This is a genomic window from Methanococcoides sp. AM1 (genome assembly GCF_900774055.1).
GTDB lineage: Archaea > Halobacteriota > Methanosarcinia > Methanosarcinales > Methanosarcinaceae > Methanococcoides.
This window is the reverse complement of record NZ_CAAGSW010000005.1, coordinates 215,923-234,120: the sequence shown is the minus strand read 5'-3', so window position 1 is coordinate 234,120 and position 18,198 is coordinate 215,923. Positions and strand designations below refer to the sequence as shown.

Below are 18,198 nucleotides of genomic sequence, written 5' to 3'. Positions count from 1 at the left end.
TCACCTTCATATATCCCTTCATCCAAAAAATACAACACAACAACCAGCAGGTGAGATCATGGAATTTAGTGAAATCATAAGATCAGAAGACACAAACAATGTCGATGACCGTTCAAAAGAAAGGCACATCCCCACTATCGAGGTCCTCAGGAATTACGACAATACAGGGAAGGAATACATCCGTGTTGTTGTGGGGGAAAACGTGAAACATCCGAACACTCCGGAACATCATATCAAATACATTGAACTGTATGGTCGCACCAAGATGATGGACACTGTCACCATTGGAAGGGCAACCTTCGGTCCGGGAGTAAAACCGGATGTTGTGTTCGGATTGGTAAATTTTGGAAAGTACCGGGAATTCTGTGCCATTGCATACTGCAACGTCCACGGAGTGTGGCAGAATTGCATCGAGATACGCGAGGAGCTAAGGTTAACAGCCGGATGTAGAAGGGAAAAGTGTCTGCAGGAAGGTTTCGGGGTTTAAAAATTAAAAAAAAGTTTGGGATTTAATACTTAATACCTAATATTCAAGCTTCACAGCTCGATCTCTACCTCATAGACCTCTTCGACATTCTCCTTGTGAATTTTCCAGAAAGGCTCTTCTCCATGCTCTTCCACAAGTTTCAACGTCCTTCGGGGTATTGTCTTTGGTCCCAGTACAGCCCCCGGTCTGTCAGGATCATCGATATAATCGGTCTCCATCATGAACCGTGTTCCTTCTTCGAGAGCCTGTTCTATGGCTCCTTTGCCTGCAAGCACTCCCGGGAAGATACCAAGCTTCTCGCAAACGTTCACAAGAGGGGGTGCGTAATGTTTGACCACCTTATTCAGCTGGATGCCTGTTCTCTTTGCTCTTTCTGTAATATCGATCAGTTCCGGTTCCTCAACACTTTCTGTGTGCAGCTGGATCGCACAGTCGTGGTCCTTTGCGAGCATAAATCCATGCTCCATGATGGTATTGGATACATCCCATATCTCCTCTGAGACAGGATAGTGAGGCCGCCCACTCTTTAATCCTACAGCAAGGCCTTCATCGACGTACTTTGCAGCGATCTCAAGACCGCTCTTCATAAGCTCAACAGCTCTGTCAAGTTCCATGCGTTCGGTCAGTTTGGTGATCTCAGCCGGATGCACACCAAGTACCGGGAAGGCCTTCACGCCGGTCTCGTTGATCTGTCTGGCAAGGTCGACGGTCTCATCGAAGACGATCCTGTAGTCCTCTGGTCTTGTTACTTCCACTCCGATTGTCCACGTTGGTTTGGTAACCAGGATTATGTGAGTTCCCCCTGCATTCTGGAACTCTTTGACAGCTTTCAGCCCTTTTGCACGGGGGTCGATGTGCATGTGCTCATCGGTGATGGGGATTTTTGGTGATGTGTTCATGTGTTAATAGATGTAGTAAAAGCAGATAATGTTACTGTCTTTTAAGCATTGGTACTTTTATCGGGAAAATGTTCTCAATATGTTTGGAAGGTTTTGAAAAAACAGGGCAGACGAATTGATTTAGTTTTGTAGTTCCATCAAATTTGTCAGGAAATCATCTTCTTTCTACAATGTTATACGATTCATACAATTTCATACGATTTGTATATAGTTAATTTTATATTCTAGATCAATTTATATATAACGATTAAATTCATGCTTATGCCCTTTATTGCCAATTATGTTTGTTTGGTGGCCAATGACAAAATACGACCAAAATTCATCAGGAATTAACACTTATCCATCTGGGTTTGAAGATATTTTAAAAACAACCTGTTTGTTTGATATGTGGGATGAAAATGTTGCAATCATCTCTCCCGATGGCCTGATCATTTATACGAATCAAAGTTGGAAACAGTTTGCTAAAGACAATGGTCTTGATCCGGGGAAATACAGTGAAGGTACTAATTACTTGAAAGTATGCGATGAATTAAATGGCAATTATTCAACTGATGCTTCTGCTGCAACAAAAGGTATAACTGATGTCATAAATGGGACCAATGATATTTTTAAAAGTGAATATCAATACCAAGGTCCTGATGAGGTCTACTGGTTCTTGATGAAGGTCACACCTCTTTCGCGAAGTTATCCTACACATGTTCTTTTACAACATATAGATATAAATGACCGAAAGCGAGCAGAGGAGGAACTTCGAGAAAGGGATTCAGAGCTCCAGAGTATTTTTAGGGCTGCACCTACAGGAATAGGCGTTGTCCAGAACCGGGTGCTAAAACATGTCAATGATCTGGTCTGCGAAATAACAGGGTATTCAAGGGCTGAACTGGTTGGTCAGAGTGCAAGGATCCTTTATCCTAGTGATGATGAATATGAATATGTGGGTAAAGAAAAATATGCTCAGATCGAAAAATGTGGGGTTGGCACAGTAGAAACACAATGGCAAAGAAAAGATGGCAAGGTCATTGATATTCTTCTTAGTTCATCGCCTATCAACCCTGACGATCTCTCGCAAGGGGTTACGTTTACTGCACTAGATATAACTAACCGCAAGAAGGCTGAAATTAAGCTTTATGAGAGTGAAAAAAAGTACTCAACTCTTGTGGAAAATGGAAATGATGGCATAATTATCCTTCAAGGCGATGTGATTAAATATGCGAACAAAACGATGCAGGAAATGTCTGGATATTCTTATGAAGAAATAACCGGTAAGAGTTTTATTAAATTTGTTTCGCCTGAATATGTCGATCTTATTAAAGAAAAATATAAGAGAAGATTAAACGGGGAAAGGATCAGAAAGTACATTGACATGTCATATTCCTCCATCCTTCATCTTGAGACCGGATTCTATGAAGATAGTTCAAAGAATATAGAGGCACTTTCTAAGATCTCGGAAAAACCCTTCAGGACGATTCTTGTGGATACTGATCTAATAAAGATGAGGCTGGAGAACATTGTTCTTGAACATGACTGCGTTAGTAAGGCCCGGAGAATAAAAGAAGCAACAGAGAAGGTGGCTTCCTGTTCCATGTCCATTGAGGTCATAAAAGAACTTGTTGAACTTAAAAATGAGAAAGAAGTCGCAGAGAAAATAACCCAAATGTACTATATCCTGTTTGCACCGGAAAAGGTCAGTTACATATCATTGAAAGATGGACTTGTTCAATCGGAATTTTCTACAAGTTCTGATCCGGATAATGAGCTGAACAGGGATTTCCTGGATATCGACAAAAAATACCTGATAAACGAGAACCGGGATAGCTTCCTACTGAAGATCAAAAGTAATATCGGGGTCATGGGGACTGTTGAAGTCAAAGGATTGTCCTATCCTGGGAATATAAGTGATTATCTGAATACAGCGATTATAATTTCAAATGCTTCCTCTCTTGTTGTTTCTAACATCAGGAGGTACCAGGAGATCCTTGAATCTAAGAAACGCCAGCAGGATCTTACAGATACCCTGAAGGTGATGAACAAGATCCTGAGGCATGATGTTGCAAATAACCTGAACGTAGAGATAAATGCTATCGAGCTATATAATATCAAAAAAGATGCAAAGTTCCTTGAAATGGCACACAATTCTGCATACAGGAGTGTGGAAACGATCAAGAACATGAAGGATATGGAATATCAATTCTTCCGGGATGATCAGGAACTTCTGCCTTATCACATCCACGATCTTATTGAATCTGCATTCAGACATTTCGATATTGAGAGTTCGATAGAGGGCAATGCCCTCATCATGGCGGATAATGCCCTGCCTTCGGTTATCGAGAATCTGATTAGGAATGCACAGGTACATGGCAAAGCAGATAGCATTCAGGTAATCATAGAAGATGATCAGACCAATTGTAAGATATGTTTCAAGGATAATGGTGTCGGGATACCCGATGAGGTCAAATCGTACATTTTTGATGAAGGATTCAAGTATGGTGACACTGGTAATACGGGTCTTGGACTTTATATTGTCAAAAAGACAATCGAAAGATACCATGGTGGCATATCTGTAAAGGATAACGCGCCAAAAGGTGTTTCTTTTGTAATAGAATTACCATCGATACATACTGTGGACACTTCAATAGTTTGACCCTTATGTTCCGGCTTTCCAATCTTGCATTTTTTGCGAGGATTTGGAGGTTTTTGATTTCCCATACCTTATATATACTATGTGGGATTAAGAAGCATCCAGACGATGTGTTACATGATAACACAATTAACTTAACCTTTATACTATTCTAAACGACAAAATGGAATCAATAATATGAGCAAAACTGAGCAGTAATTGAAGGAGATGGAGTCGGACCGGAACTCGTAGATGCTATGCTTAAAGTGGCAGAGGCCGTTGGCACAAATGTCGAGTTCGTGAAATGTGAAGCAGGAGCAGAATGGTGGGAGAAGAACGGTGGAACTTCCCTTGTTCCTGATGAGACATGTGCTATCCTTGACGAAGCAGATGCATGTTACAAGGGTCCTACCACAACACCTGGCGGAGCAGGTTCCCCAAGAAGTGTGGCAGTATCCATCAGGCAGAAATACAACCTTTATGCAAACGTCCGTCCTGTCAAGACCTTCCCTAACACCAACCCACCACTCGGCTAAAATAAGATCTAGCAAAACATCTTCTCAGAACAAGAGAGCTTACAATATCATTTCAATTGGAGCTTTGTTAAAGGAACTAGGACAGCGTTTGATCACTCTTGGATGGGAGCTGGGGGAAGATGTCTAAGATCGCTGTAAGGGGATATACTCAGAAGGTTGAAGGGTCTACAAGTAACTCCTTCTTCAAACCAAGAGAAGATCCATTAAGGCATGATAGGGTATTGGTCTTTGATACTGAAACAACAATAGATCAATACCAGAATTTCAAGATAGGTTCTTTCCAGATCTATCATGAAGGTTTCATTCAACATGAGGGGTTATTCTATGATCCTTCAATGCTCGCTGAAAAAGAAAAAGAGGCTTTTTTAAGTTATGCAAGAAAAATGAGATCTCCCTTTACCTTCTAAATGAGTTTATTGATGAGGTATTTTATCCAGAAGTGTTTGAGCTAGAAACCCTTTGTGTTGGTTTCAACCTCCCTTTTGACATAAGCAGGATCTCAAAAAAAGTTGGAGATTCAAGAGGGAAGAATAAGGGAGGTTTCACCTTCACTCTTTCAGAGAACAGATTTAATCCTCCCATTATCATAAAAAAGATGGGTGATGCTCATTCATTCAAGTTTACATCAACTAAAGAGAACAAGGGGATATTATAGTCGGTAAAGATGCCGATCTTGTTATCTTCGATCCCGAAAAAGAGAAATTACTTACCGAAGAGACACTTCATGAAAAAGCTCAATGGACACCCTATAAAAACCAGAAAATAACAGGTTGGCCGGAGATGACAATGAGCCGCGAAGAGATCATTGTGCAAAATGACGAATTCCTGGGTAAAAAAGGGATGGGGTCTCTTTATATAGAATAAAGCGCTTCGCTTCGATAAAATGTTATTAATTTACAGAGAAAAGGATTAACATGGCACAGAAATCGACAATCATTTATACGAAAAGCGATGAAGCTCCGGCTTTGGCAACCAGTTCGCTCCTGCCTATTGTACAGGCTTATGTGAAAAACGCCGGAATCACTATGGAAACGAGGGATATCTCCCTGGCGGGAAGAATCATTGCCCAGTTTCCCGAAAGACTGACAGAGGACCAGAAGATTTCCGATGCCCTTTCCGAATTGGGAGAGATGGTCTTAACTCCGGAAGCCAACATTATCAAACTACCCAATATCAGCGCTTCAGTTCCCCAGATTAAAGCGACAGTCGCAGAACTCCAGGCTCAGGGATATGATCTGCCCGATTATCCCGAAGATCCTTCTAATGATGAAGAAAAGGCGATCAAAGCGAAATTCGATATTGTCAAGGGCAGTGCTGTTAACCCTGTATTGAGAGAAGGGAATTCTGACCGCAGAGCTCCTAAAGCTGTAAAAAATTATGCGAAAAAACATCCCCATTCCATGGGAGAATGGAAGTCCGATTCCAAATCCCATGTATCCAGTATGACCGGCGGAGATTTTTACGGCAGTGAGAAATCTGTTGAAATTGAAGAGGCTACCAATTTCAGAATTTTCTTTACAGATGACGCTGGTAATAAAACATTATTAAAAGACAAAGCCCCTCTTCAGACCGGAGAAATCATTGATGCAGCTGTTATGAACAAAAAAGCGCTTCAGGCATTTCTGGCTGAACAGATAGAAGATGCCAAAGCTAAAGATGTCTTATTCTCCGTTCATTTGAAAGCGACAATGATGAAAGTTTCCGACCCTATTATCTTCGGTCATGTGGTTAAGGTCTTCTTTAAAGAGATATTTGATAAATATGGTGATCTGCTTTCAGAATTAGGTGTAGATCCCAACAACGGACTGGGAGATCTCTATACAAAAATCCAGAATCTGCCTGAAGACAAACAGGCTGATATCAAAGCAGATATAGAAGCTGTGTATGCCAAGAGACCGGCATTGGCTATGGTTAACTCCGATAAGAGAATTACCAATCTCCATGTTCCCAGCGATGTTATCGTCGACGCTTCCATGCCTGCAGCAATCCGCTCATCAGGCGGCATGTGGGGACCAGACGGGAAACTGAAAGATATGAAAGCCATAATTCCAGACCGCTCTTATTCAGGAGTGTATCAGGAAACTATTGAGTTCTGTCAAAAACACGGTGCCTTTGATCCATCAAAAATGGGAAGCGTTTCCAATGTGGGGCTTATGGCGCAAAAAGCTGAAGAATATGGCTCACATGACAAGACCTTTGAGATGACTGGTACAGGAAAAGTTCAAGTTATCGATGACAACAATAATGTACTCATTGAACAGCCGGTAGAGGAAGGAGATATCTTCCGCATGTGTCAGGTGAAAGACGCACCCGTTCAGGATTGGATCAAGCTGGCCGTTAAACGAGCCAAAGCGACAGGCAATCCTGCAGTCTTCTGGCTCGATGAGAAAAGAGCTCACGATTCACAGCTCATTAAAAAAGTGAACGAATACTTGAAAGATTATGATACTGATGGCCTGGAACTATTGATCAAAGCTCCCGTTGAAGCGACCAAGTTTTCATTGGAGAGAATTAAAGAGGGCAAAGATACAATCTCTGTGACTGGAAATGCTTTGAGAGATTATCTGACAGACCTCTTTCCCATTTTGGAAGTGGGAACCAGTGCGAAAATGCTATCAATCGTTCCCCTAATGAATGGCGGTGGACTTTTCGAGACAGGTGCCGGCGGTTCGGCACCCAAACACGTACAGCAATTTGAATCGGAAGGTCACCTGCGTTGGGACTCTCTGGGAGAATTCCTGGCCTTAGCTGTTTCTCTGGAGCATCTGGGCAACAGTTTTGATAATCCTAAAGCTCTGGTTTTAGCAGAAACATTGGATGAAGCGACAGAGCTGGTTCTGGAAAACGGAAAATCACCTTCCCGAAAAGTGAATGAGATTGATAACAGAGGATCTCATTTTTATCTGGCAATGTATTGGGCTCAGGCTCTGGCTGATCAGGAGAAAGATAGCGAATTAAAAGCGATTTTTGAACCTGTAGCTAAAGCTCTGATGGAAAATGAAGAGAAGATTGCCAATGAGTTGTTAGAAGCTCAGGGCAAAGCTATGGATCTCAAAGGATACTACGCTCCAGATGAGGAGTTGAGATCCCAGGCCATGAGACCTAGTGTGACTTTGAATGGGATTATCGATTCTATTTAATTTTATTGTGGAAACAAAAGGAAAGCCCCGGTTTCGACCGGGGCTTTTTAGTATCTAAATAAGCAATGTGATTAGGGAGCTAAAGCTTCCGCTTCTGCTTGGGTTGGGAAGACAGATGCTATCTTCAAGGCAACAGAGGATGTCATTGGAGAAGGCAAGTATCTTACCTACGATATGGGTGGAGATGCATCCCTTAGCGGAATGACCGATGCTATCATTGCAAAACTGTAAAACAATATTATACGTAAATAATCCCGACTCTGGCGAGAATGGGACTTTGAGTGTATGGGATCTGCGGATCCTTTACACTATTCTTTTCTTTTACACTTCTTTAGCGGATTGCACCGTTATTTGAGTTTCGAATTTGACGAAAAAGACCTTATTTTTAGGTCATGCTGTTTTCTGATCAAGCATAAGTTCATGAATCCTGTTTATGTATTTGAGAGGGATGATACTGATCTGTTGAGGAAGAAAATCATTGAAATGTCCTATACCGAATGGAAGAAGATTCATTTGAGCTAATTGATTATGTTGATATCGCCATAAACTGTGCATCAAAGACTATAAGGGATGTTATCAAGCCTCTTGCACAGGTTAGTACTATGTACATTCTACTAAAATAATTAACATTGACTTGATAAAAAGGCGTGGGAAGTTTTTTGTTGAGACAATTTACCTAAAAAATCAACAATAAACTTTGTCCATCCACCTATCAGTTGTCATTTCTGAGATCGGAAATAGGTATTCTGTAAAGCTAAATTTAGAAGTATATTCTTGCAGAGACCACTATTACCAATATTTTAAATACTAATCCTGCTTGATGTTATTGGGGGTTATAAAGAATGTTATTTATGATTAGCCTTGAGCATACACCTGAACAGTGTTTTGGAAGAGAAGAATACAAGGAAGAAATGAAGCAATGGGCTGGGGAAATGAGAAGCTCAGCAGAAAAACTGGGCATAAAAATAAATGGAGCATACGTTTGCCCTAACGAGCATATTTTCTATTTCATCCTCGAATCAGATAGTTTGAAGGCAATTTCTGAATTCTTTAAACCACCGATGTTAACGCATCATACTGGAAAGATCTCTCCTATAATGACAATAGAGGAGGCAGCAGAAGGGACTTCATTGCTAGAAAAATAAACTTTAGTTTACAAAGGTTAGAGGATGCTATGGGGAAAAATGGCATTCTCCAAAGGTACGTTGCACTACATGAAGCAGAATGCCAGAAGTGAGAAGCCGTTTACTCTCAATGCTTATGTGAGGGAAGGATTGGAAAATTGGATAATAGGGTTTTCAAACTAAAAATGAGAAGGGATTTTTTATCCCTTCCTTAAGAAAAATGCTATAACTAAAATCAACAATAAGATTTGTTATTTCAATTTCTTTAATTTACTTCAGCATCAGTCCACTTCCATGCATACCAGATAATTAGTAAGGTACACCCAATTTCTATAGTTCCAAAAAAGATATAATAAAGAGCAGGAGTTCCAACAAACATTGATAAGGAAACAGCGGCAGTTTTTATTGTACCTGCGATGATGTTTGCCAAGCGATTTGCTTTATACTTCAATACCCTGGACAGAACAACCATGGCAATTGGAATCTCCATTAATATTGCTCCCCCCAACAAAAATCCTTGGGTGATCTGAAGACCGCCTGCATATCCTGTTATTAGTTCCGTTAGTACCGAAGAATCCATTAATGTTGTGATATCTGCATAAATATAATTAAATAGTACAAAGATCCACAATAATGAAAGCTTTTCCTTCATATCCATTTCAATTTCTCCTAATTCGTTAGATTTGATCATTATGATCTAAAGTTATGGCTACTTTTACTCTGAGTGGTTTAAAAAGATAGAAGCGTATCATGCTTCCTGCTTAGGCCATTTCCATGCATACCAGACAATTAGCAAAAGAAGCAAAACTCCTAGGCTATGACCAAATAAATAAAAGTACCAGACCTCTCCTATCATGGTCCCTATCCCAATAAAAACATATAATGCACCCACTATGATGTTTGCCAAGCGATTCGCTTTAGCTGGTAATGCCATGGACAGGAAGACCATAAGACTTGGAATTGTCATTAGTACCATAGCTGACAACGCCCATGCCTGAGTAATTTCAAATTCCCATACTCTTCCCGCCAGGATTTCCTCTATAGACCCTGGTTCATACAATTTGAAAAAATCCAAATACAGATATAAAAACATTAAAGTTGCCCATAATGCTGAAAGCTTTATCTTCACATTTATCTTCACATCTTCTAAGAATGTGGGAGTATTTTCATCTGAGTTCATTTTGTCACCTCTATTTTTTTGTCAAATGCTACAATAAATCAACTTCGGGATTTTATTTCGGGTTTGGCAGATGAATTGAATCCTTTAACTATCAACCATATCGCTAGAACCATTTCATTCACAGCGATCGGTGGAGCAAAGATCAGTTCAAAATTCAGTTCTGAAAATCCAATAGATCCTCCTACCAGAGTCAGTACTGCGCCTGCCAACAAAAATAAAGCAGCAGCAAATCCCCAGACAGATATAAAACGAGGTACAAGTTCGGAGGTATATAGTACATAGTAGAGCATTAAAGCTCCGAAACAAAAGATCATTACATAGATCAAAAAGTTCCACTCGTTCGTATGTTGAATTGAACTGCCTATGATATGGAAATATGAAGCATCGACTACTTCATTATTTAAGTACTGCTGACTTAGGCCGATCAGTGAGAGTTTGTTGATCTCAGAATCAACAAATAAAACCGCTTCAAAGAATCTGAAGACAACATATCCAATGGCCAATGTTTCACTATACCTCCTTAGAACAGGATAAAGGAATATGGCGATGAGTGGTATTGCAAGAACACAGACAAATTCAAGAAGCATTCCAATTATTACAAGTGTACTGTTTGGATATGCAATATCCAGATAATTGGGAGAACTTAGTATTGGTTTGTAAAATGTCTCCCCAATAAAAAGAAATGCAGTAGCAATAATGAACAGTATTCCTACGATTATTGCTGTCTTTCTGTCAGGGTTTGATAGTTCTTTTCTTTCTGCCATTCCATACCACTTCCACATTAAAAATTGGGTGTCGTCACTATTTAGTATTTTTGGATATTCTAAATATAACTTGAAAGTAACTTAAAAATTGATAATAATTGGATTTCCATACCAAAAATGGTTTTTCAATAACATTGCATGTGAGGAGAGAAGATTAGAACTTGAATACACTCAAAAATTTAGAAGAGTTTCGTTTTTTCACGTTACCTATATCCCCGACTTACTATGTGGGGGTCGGATTCGAACCCTCGAATTCCTTCGAACAAATCCAATATAAGTTTCGTTCAAAGACTTTAAATCGTACAGAACGACTATTATATAGGGACCTGTGAAAAGGCAGGTCACCGTTCGCACATCTAATTAACACTTCAAGCCACATAACGCGTAATTGAACTTGTGATCATGTCAAACAGATACCGCATTCCTGACCCTCTTTCCGTGATACATCCACGTTCGTTGAAGCATCTTAGCTTCCAGCTGCAGTCATTAGTTAAGGGCCGCCTCTGGCTCAAGATATTGATCGGGATGTTTCTGGGGATCATTGTCGGCCTGATACTTGGACCATCAGCAGGATTGGTGGGTCAAAATGTTTCATATGCAATTGGTGAATGGCTGGCGTTACCGGGATACATATTTTTGGCACTATTGCAAATGATAGTTGTTCCTCTTGTTTTTGCATCGATCATCCGGGGTATCGCTGCCGGCGAGGACATGGAGCAGCTCAAAATGATCGGGTCGCGTACGGTTGCATATTTCCTCGCGACCACAGCACTTGCCATAATTATCGGTCTGAGCCTTGCTTTAATGATAGATCCGGGCAGTTATATCAGCAGTGAACTTGTCCAGAGCACAATGGGATCGGAAATGCCTTCGGTCAGCGAGGATGCTATTATCACTCCCGGCATTGCAGATGTTCCGGGAATGGTCACAACGATCCTGCCTACCAATCCGCTTGGATCACTTGCTACCGGGCAGATGCTTCAGGTGGTTGTGTTCTCTGTCATAATAGGTCTGGCTCTGGTATCGATGTCACCCACACAATCAAAACCCCTGCTCGATCTGTTGGGTTCGCTTCAGGAAGTGAGCATGACAGTTGTACGATGGACCATGTTACTTGCTCCTCTTGCTGTTTTTGGTCTTATAAGCAAGTTCACGCTGAATCTTGGGATCGCTGCGCTTATGGGAATGCTGGTCTATGTGGGTACTGTACTTTTAGGGCTCCTATCACTACTTGTCTTTTACCTGATGATAGTTTTTATTATTTCAAGAAAAGGTCCTATTAATTTCCTGAGATCTGTAAGGGACGTACTGTTACTTGCATTCTCAACATCCAGTTCTGCTGTTGTCATGCCTTTGTCCATCAAGACCGCAGAGGATAAATTAGGTGTCAGACCTTCGATTTCACAATTTGTCATCCCACTTGGTGCAACTATAAACATGAATGGAACAGCTCTTTACCAGAGTATAGCAGCAGTTTTCCTCGCACAGGTATTTGGCGTGGAACTTGGGTTCGGGGCTCTTCTGTTGCTTATGATCACCGTGGTAGGTGCTTCGATCGGTACACCTTCTACACCTGGTGTCGGAATAGTTATACTTGCAATGATACTGAGCAGTGTTGGAATACCGACTGCAGGTATAGCACTTATAATTGGTGTGGACAGGATCCTTGATATGTGCCGTACATCTGTGAATGTCACCGGTGATCTTGTAACCTGTGTGATCATGGATAAATGGGTAGGCAGCAAGAAACCAGCAATGCAGGAACGCTTTGAACACTCAAAACGTGAAACACAAAGAAAAGTACTGGGCGAAGATGTTATTGTTAACTCGAACGATGCGTGAGTTTTTTAGCAAAATCCTTTCCTGACCATTTTTTACCAGGTCTCTGTTATAATATGGCAATTCAATATTGCAAATATTAAATCAGATATTTTAAAAAAGTATACTTATCCGCTAAAAAGCGGACAAGTTTCAGGCTGTTTTTCTGCCCATGTTCTTCTCGATTATAGGCTCGAAGAGGAAATATTTCTCGACGTATGCCTGTATCTCTTCATCAGAGATGCAGGAAACACGCTTTTCCTTGTCATAAAGTGTGTGTATATCGTTCTGGATCGATCTCAGGCGTGAGTCGTTCTTTTCGACGGTTATCTGAACGCCAATAAGTTCGTTCAGTGTATCCTGTACTTTGAAACGAAGTACTTCGATACCTGATGAATCGCCTATAAGGAAAGCTCTCGTTCCGCCTACGATCTCCGGTGGATATGGTTCGTAGGTGAATGGGTTCTTGATGACGCCTGCAGTGTGGATGCCTGACTCGTGGGCAAAAACATTTTTCCCTACGACAGATTTGTTCCTTGGTATCCTGATACCAATTTCCTTCTGCATGAATTTTGCAAACTCTGTAAGACATTCAAGGTTATATTTGTCAAAGCCTTCAACACGACGGCTAAGGAAAAGCAACAATTTCTCCATTTCTGCATTTCCAGCCCTTTCACCAATACCGAGGAAAGTTACATTGGACCAGTTTGCACCATGCCAGTATCCTGCAATAGAGTTGGCAACTGCCAGGCCAAAATCATCGTGGCAATGTGTCTCAATGTTCTGTACATTAAGATTATCTTTTAAGTGTTTCACCATCTCTGGTATGCCGAATGGTTCATCCACATCTATAAATGGAACTCCAAAACCGATCGTATCACAAAGACGGATCGTACAATTCGGATCTATCTCAAGTATCTTTTCAATAAGTGGATACACGAAATAAGTATTGTCAGCTCGTGTCATATCCTCAATATGTGCACGAGTTCGAAGACCATGGTCAACTGCATACTGGAGTGCGTTCAGGTACTTCTCTTCTGCTGCTTCCCTGTTGGGGAGTCCCATCTTGTCTATGACATGTGCATCAGAGACTGACATCAAGACCCCCGTTTCTTCAATTTCTTCAATATCAAGGACCATGTCTATATCTGCAGGTACGGCTCTTGCCCAGCCGGTGATCTCGGGTGATTCATAACCCCTGTCAAACATCATCTTAACCGCGTTCCTGTCACGCTCATTATAGACGAATGTTTCCAGTTTTTCAATTCCTATCTGATGCAGGTACTCGTATATTTTGAGCTTGTGATCTGCCTTTAAGACAATACCAGGCATCTGTGCCCCATCACGAATGGTACTGTCACTTATGCTTACTTCCTGTCCCAGTGGGAGCTTGATCTTTGGAAGATCCTCATAAGTTTTGTATATATTCATAAATTACCTCCTTGGAGTAATCGACTGTGAAATATGTGGTTAAAGCTATTACAGGTCCTTTATATTCGTATGACAAAACGGTTTGAGAACAGTCCGTTTTTTGAATAGGAACCTGTCTGTAAAAAACATCATTATCTGATTGAGTTTTATCTTTGATTTTACTCCTGTAATACTTTATCCTTAAAATGTCTTTCTTTTTAACCCTTAAAATAATTTAGAAGGCAGGTTCTATAGTTTTTGGAGTACCTTTATTAACGGAACATTTATTAACTGCTTTTTTGTCTGGATCAGAGCTTAAATCTTTATAATTTGGGAAACAAGATGGTAATCATGTGGAGCACAGTACTCAAAAAGTTCGAAAAGCATCCTGCACAGCAAAAGGTCATAAAGATCCTTTTTGAACGTGGATTTCAGGTAAATGATGAAGGAAAAGTGACATCCGGCTCAATTGAGATCCCTCATACACAACTTGCAAAGGAAGCAGGCGTGGATCGCAGGGTAGTCGATGCTACTACAGATACCATTCTCACTGACGAACTCCTGAAAAACATTTTCCAGAATGTAAAATCAATACCATTCCTTCGTGATGTTGCTCCGTCCCTTGGTCTTGGTGTCATTATAATCACGCCCGATGATGCTGCAAATGTAGGTATCCTTTCTAACGTTTCAAAAGTGATTTCCGATCATGGTCTCAGCATCAGACAGGCAGTATCGGATGATCCTCATTTTAATAGTGAAGCAAAACTGACTATCATCACCGACTCAAAGATCCCTGGTGAACTGGTTAGTGACATCCTGGCTCTTCAAGGTGTTAAAGGGGTTAGCATATACTGAAAAGTAAAATAACTGCTATGCAAAAAAGGTCACAGTATCGCTTTTGCAAAAGTCCTGAAAACACCGATCAGGTGCCTTGAGTTCATTGGATTCAATAATTTTTTGATCAATATCGAGGGATGGTCCATATCTCCATACTTTGTGATCATTTCAAGTATGGCAGGATTATTCATCGATGCTATTAGTTCATCTAGCTGATCATCGTTTAGTCCGCCGACGAAATCATGGATCTTCATTCCGATTCCAAGTTCGCGGCCAAGTTCGGCCTGCCATCGTTTTTCGTATGAACTGAGCCTCTCTCCGGAAACATCTCCATCAAGTGCGGCATTTGCTGCAACTTCACCTGCGATCTTTGCACAGGCAGCTCCTGTGTATATACCACCTCCTGATGTTGGTTTTACTTGTCCTGCAGCATCTCCTGCAATGAGAATGCCATTGCTGTAAGTTCTCTTAAGGGGGCCTATAGGGATGCCACCAACCACAAGATCAAGCATACACCGGGAATTTCTGCTGGAAACGTGCGGGTTCGAAGAAATAACTCCTTTGAGGTAGTTTATTGCATTTTGTTCGTTGCCTGGTTCAACGGCAAGTCCTATTCTTGATATGTTCTCGGTGACAGGTACGGTCCATGCAAAAAAACCAGGTGCATTCGATCCAACGAAAAGCTCTACAAAATCATCGTCTTTTGATCGATAGGGTGCTTCTATCTGTACTCCTGACAGGATCCTGTCAACTCTTCCTAGACCTGCATATCTGGCAATATTGCTCTTTACACCGTCTGCTCCGATGACAACCCTTGCCTTTATGGTGATCGGTCTTCCCATATGCATTACTGAAAGGACCTGAATTCCATCCTTCTCCAGAAGCCCTGTCACACGCCCTTTTAGAATCAGTTCTGCACCGGAATCCACTGCCATTGAAACAAGGTTTCGGTCAAACATCTTTCTTGAAACAACATATGCCTTTGTCTTCCTGCCGTCTATAGGAAGACAGGTCCCATTTGGCGAATAGACAAAGGCACCACGTACACTGTTCAATACGAAATCATCATCAGGTGCTATATCACATTCAGCTACAGCACGTGTACTTAATAGTCCGGTGCACTCCACGGGCGTGCCGATAGATGAGTGTTCCTCGATCATGAGTACCTTTGCACCGTATTTGGCAGCATAGCGTGCAGCTGTGGATCCTGTTGGTCCGGCTCCGATCACAACAACATCATAGATCATGGGAACAACTCTAAAAGTAAAAATAATAAAATGAACAATGGATCTTTTTCATTGTTCACTAAGGATAACGTCAGCGCCTATTGAACGCATTGCATCAAAGAAATTAGGGTATGAGATGAAGATGGATTCTGCGGTATCGATCGTGGTATTTCCAGCCACCATTCCTGCAAGTGTCAAAGCCATTACGATGCGATGGTCGTGCCATCCATGTACCTCTGCACCTGTGAATTTCCCTCCTCTTATGGTAAGTCTGTCCTTTTCTTCCCTGCAAAATATTCCCATTTTCTCAAGTTCCACAGCCATTGCATGAAGCCTGTCCGTCTCCTTATAGCGCACATGCTCAGCATTGGTTATTATGGTATCACCTTTTGCCATGGCAGCAAGGACAGCAACTGTGGGAACAAGGTCGGGGGTGGCACCTGCATCCATAGTGATCCCATGAAGCTCTCCCCCTCTTGCGGTTACAGTTCCTGCTTCCATATCCCAGCTGATGTTTGTACCCATCTCTTTCAGTATGTTTATGATAGCTATGTCTCCCTGCATCGAAGGGAACAGGTTCTTGACGGTCACGGTGGAGTTTGTCATTGCAGCGGCTGCAAGAAGATAGGATGCAGACGAGAAGTCACCCGGGACAGTGTATTCCTTAAGGTTGTATCTCTGGTTTCCGGGAATGATGAACTTAGGGTTATGATTATCTTCAACGAGGATCTCAACACCTGCTTTTTCAATAACATCAAGTGTGACATCGATATAAGGTTTGGATTTTAGTTCCCCTTTGATAGAGAGGGTCGTACTGTTCTTTGTAAGTGGACATGCAAGTAGTAATGCTGATATGAACTGTGAACTGATGGACCCGTCTATCTTGACGATAGCACCTTTAAGTCCGCCAGTAACCACAATTGGCGCACAGCCGTTGTTACGGGTAGAATAGGCATCAACACCAAGGTCGTTCAGGACTCTGATAAGTGGGTCATTTGGTCTTGACCTTATTGAATTATCGCCAGTAAGCACAGTAGTTCCGTCGGTAAGTGCAGAGATGGCGGTCATGAATCGGAGTGTAGTTCCTGAATTTGCTACATCGATAACATCATCGGGGACTTCCGGAATACCATCCACACCGCTGATCTGAAGGTTCTCTCCCTCCTTTTCGATGTATGCACCGAACATCTCACTAGCGCGTATAGTGGATTGTGTATCTGCAGATAGCAGTGGTCTGTGGATTATTGCATCTCTTGAAAGGGCAGCTACGGTGATAGCCCTGTGGGTGTAGCTCTTTGAAGGTGGTGCGAATACTTCACCATGCACACTGGATCTTCCAACTGTTACTTTCATTTATTGCACTCCTTTTACAATTTTCTCGATCTTGTCCCAGTCATGGTCATATATATGTGCAGAGATACTCATCGTGGTGATGGTTCCAGCTTTCAGTCCGACATGTTCGGCAACATATTCAAGCAGCTTGGAAAGGCCATAGAGATTAGCGGGATAAGCACCTGCAAAGTCGTGGCTGCGAAATACTGTTGTCAGGTGGACCTTTTCATCCCTGATCTTAAAATCATCAAGTATCATACAGGGTACTTCATCAACATGGGTGTCTATATTTGGGATCCATGTAACGGCTGTAGCCCTTCGTGTTGTCCTGTTATTCTTCAGTTTTTCAATTACATAGGCGATCTGGTCTGTTTTATCATCCCAGTTGCGAAGCCTCTGGCCGTATGTATATTCGAAATCCTGTGCATTTTCACCGGTGATAAGCTGCTTTGCATACTCTTCCAGCCTCTCATGGTTCCATGCGATATCTGCAGGGATCTCATCCCTGTATGGGTCATCTATCACGACCATCAGGTTCATGAACTCTCGTATCTGGCTTCCTCTTTCATCTGTAATGACCTTACCGTGATTCCATATTACATTGAGTCCGCGGTACCATGCATCACTGATGGTCTGAGCTTTTATGATCCTTCCAATTGCCGCATCCTGCGTCATGACAAATTCTCCCTATAATGCACTAAAATAAGCATTATCCTCTAATATAGCTATCTATTTAAAAATAATCCGGGAATTGTCACGAAAGAAATAAGGTTCTCGATCGGTCCATACAATTAGCTTTGCTGATAATGTATACAGAAAAAGTAATAA

Annotated in this window: 16 protein-coding genes and 1 pseudogene; 9 read left to right on the top strand and 8 right to left on the bottom strand. The window is 41.5% G+C overall.

What is annotated here, in order from left to right; all coding sequences use genetic code 11:
• The first annotated feature begins 58 nt into the window (after positions 1–58).
• A complete protein-coding gene (locus E7X57_RS10400) occupies positions 59–487 on the top strand; it encodes a desulfoferrodoxin family protein (protein WP_135612895.1) in 429 nt (142 codons plus the stop codon).
• A 50-nt stretch (positions 488–537) separates the two neighbouring features.
• Here the strand turns inward: E7X57_RS10400 and E7X57_RS10395 are convergent, their stop codons facing one another.
• Positions 538–1,386, bottom strand: coding sequence for a TatD family hydrolase (locus tag E7X57_RS10395; protein ID WP_135612894.1), 849 nt, complete (start codon positions 1,384–1,386; stop codon positions 538–540).
• Between the two features lie 385 nt (positions 1,387–1,771).
• Here E7X57_RS10395 and E7X57_RS10390 point away from each other — a divergent pair, with 385 nt between their 5' ends.
• From E7X57_RS10390 to E7X57_RS12685, 6 genes and pseudogenes are all read left to right on the top strand, one after another.
• Entirely contained in the window at positions 1,772–4,027 is a 2,256-nt protein-coding gene (locus E7X57_RS10390; RefSeq protein WP_135612893.1) for a PAS domain-containing sensor histidine kinase, read from the top strand.
• 174 nt (positions 4,028–4,201) lie between these two features.
• A pseudogene (locus E7X57_RS10385) lies at positions 4,202–4,536 on the top strand (isocitrate/isopropylmalate family dehydrogenase); the annotation flags it as partial.
• Between the two features lie 122 nt (positions 4,537–4,658).
• Positions 4,659–4,946, top strand: coding sequence for a hypothetical protein (locus E7X57_RS12815; RefSeq protein WP_244603677.1), 288 nt, complete (start codon positions 4,659–4,661; stop codon positions 4,944–4,946).
• Positions 4,947–5,453: 507 nt separating this feature from the next.
• Positions 5,454–7,679 (top strand): NADP-dependent isocitrate dehydrogenase, encoded by a 2,226-nt coding sequence (locus tag E7X57_RS10375; RefSeq protein WP_135612892.1) that lies wholly within the window; start codon positions 5,454–5,456, stop codon positions 7,677–7,679.
• A gap of 842 nt (positions 7,680–8,521) precedes the next feature.
• A complete protein-coding gene (locus E7X57_RS10365) occupies positions 8,522–8,824 on the top strand; it encodes a DUF3303 domain-containing protein (RefSeq protein ID WP_135612891.1) in 303 nt (100 codons plus the stop codon).
• A 24-nt stretch (positions 8,825–8,848) separates the two neighbouring features.
• The gene (locus E7X57_RS12685; RefSeq protein ID WP_210409064.1) at positions 8,849–8,986 is read left to right on the top strand and encodes a hypothetical protein; all 138 of its coding nucleotides are present in this window, start codon (positions 8,849–8,851) and stop codon (positions 8,984–8,986) included.
• Positions 8,987–9,068: 82 nt separating this feature from the next.
• Here E7X57_RS12685 and E7X57_RS10360 read toward each other — a convergent pair whose 3' ends face one another.
• The 3 genes from E7X57_RS10360 to E7X57_RS10350 all read right to left on the bottom strand — a co-directional run bounded on the left by E7X57_RS10360 (position 9,069) and on the right by E7X57_RS10350 (position 10,747).
• Positions 9,069–9,461: a DUF6326 family protein gene (locus tag E7X57_RS10360; RefSeq protein ID WP_210409061.1), complete on the bottom strand. Its 393-nt coding sequence runs from the start codon at positions 9,459–9,461 to the stop codon at positions 9,069–9,071.
• A gap of 90 nt (positions 9,462–9,551) precedes the next feature.
• On the bottom strand, positions 9,552–9,983 hold the full coding sequence (locus E7X57_RS10355; protein WP_135612889.1) for a DUF6326 family protein: 432 nt from the start codon (positions 9,981–9,983) through the stop codon (positions 9,552–9,554).
• Between the two features lie 38 nt (positions 9,984–10,021).
• Entirely contained in the window at positions 10,022–10,747 is a 726-nt protein-coding gene (locus E7X57_RS10350; RefSeq protein WP_167880981.1) for a DUF4386 domain-containing protein, read from the bottom strand.
• Positions 10,748–11,149: 402 nt separating this feature from the next.
• Here E7X57_RS10350 and E7X57_RS10345 point away from each other — a divergent pair, with 402 nt between their 5' ends.
• On the top strand, positions 11,150–12,589 hold the full coding sequence (locus tag E7X57_RS10345) for a dicarboxylate/amino acid:cation symporter (protein WP_135612887.1): 1,440 nt from the start codon (positions 11,150–11,152) through the stop codon (positions 12,587–12,589).
• A gap of 129 nt (positions 12,590–12,718) precedes the next feature.
• Here the strand turns inward: E7X57_RS10345 and E7X57_RS10340 are convergent, their stop codons facing one another.
• Positions 12,719–13,996 (bottom strand): isopropylmalate synthase, encoded by a 1,278-nt coding sequence (locus tag E7X57_RS10340; RefSeq protein WP_135612886.1) that lies wholly within the window; start codon positions 13,994–13,996, stop codon positions 12,719–12,721.
• A 330-nt stretch (positions 13,997–14,326) separates the two neighbouring features.
• On the opposite strand from E7X57_RS10340, the gene E7X57_RS10335 reads away from it, so the two are divergent.
• Positions 14,327–14,830, top strand: a complete 504-nt coding sequence (locus tag E7X57_RS10335; RefSeq protein WP_135613032.1) for an amino acid-binding protein — start codon at positions 14,327–14,329, stop codon at positions 14,828–14,830.
• A gap of 29 nt (positions 14,831–14,859) precedes the next feature.
• On the opposite strand, the gene E7X57_RS10330 is transcribed toward E7X57_RS10335, so the two are convergent.
• From E7X57_RS10330 to E7X57_RS10320, 3 genes are read right to left on the bottom strand one after another with little or no spacing between them, the layout of a single operon-like run.
• On the bottom strand, positions 14,860–16,059 hold the full coding sequence (locus tag E7X57_RS10330) for an NAD(P)/FAD-dependent oxidoreductase (RefSeq protein ID WP_135612885.1): 1,200 nt from the start codon (positions 16,057–16,059) through the stop codon (positions 14,860–14,862).
• Between the two features lie 48 nt (positions 16,060–16,107).
• Positions 16,108–17,391 carry a 3-phosphoshikimate 1-carboxyvinyltransferase gene (gene aroA / locus E7X57_RS10325; protein WP_135612884.1) on the bottom strand — a complete coding sequence of 428 codons (1,284 nt, stop codon included), beginning with the start codon at positions 17,389–17,391 and terminating at the stop codon, positions 16,108–16,110.
• Positions 17,392–18,045 (bottom strand): thymidylate synthase, encoded by a 654-nt coding sequence (locus E7X57_RS10320; protein WP_135612883.1) that lies wholly within the window; start codon positions 18,043–18,045, stop codon positions 17,392–17,394.
• Positions 18,046–18,198 lie beyond the last annotated feature (153 nt).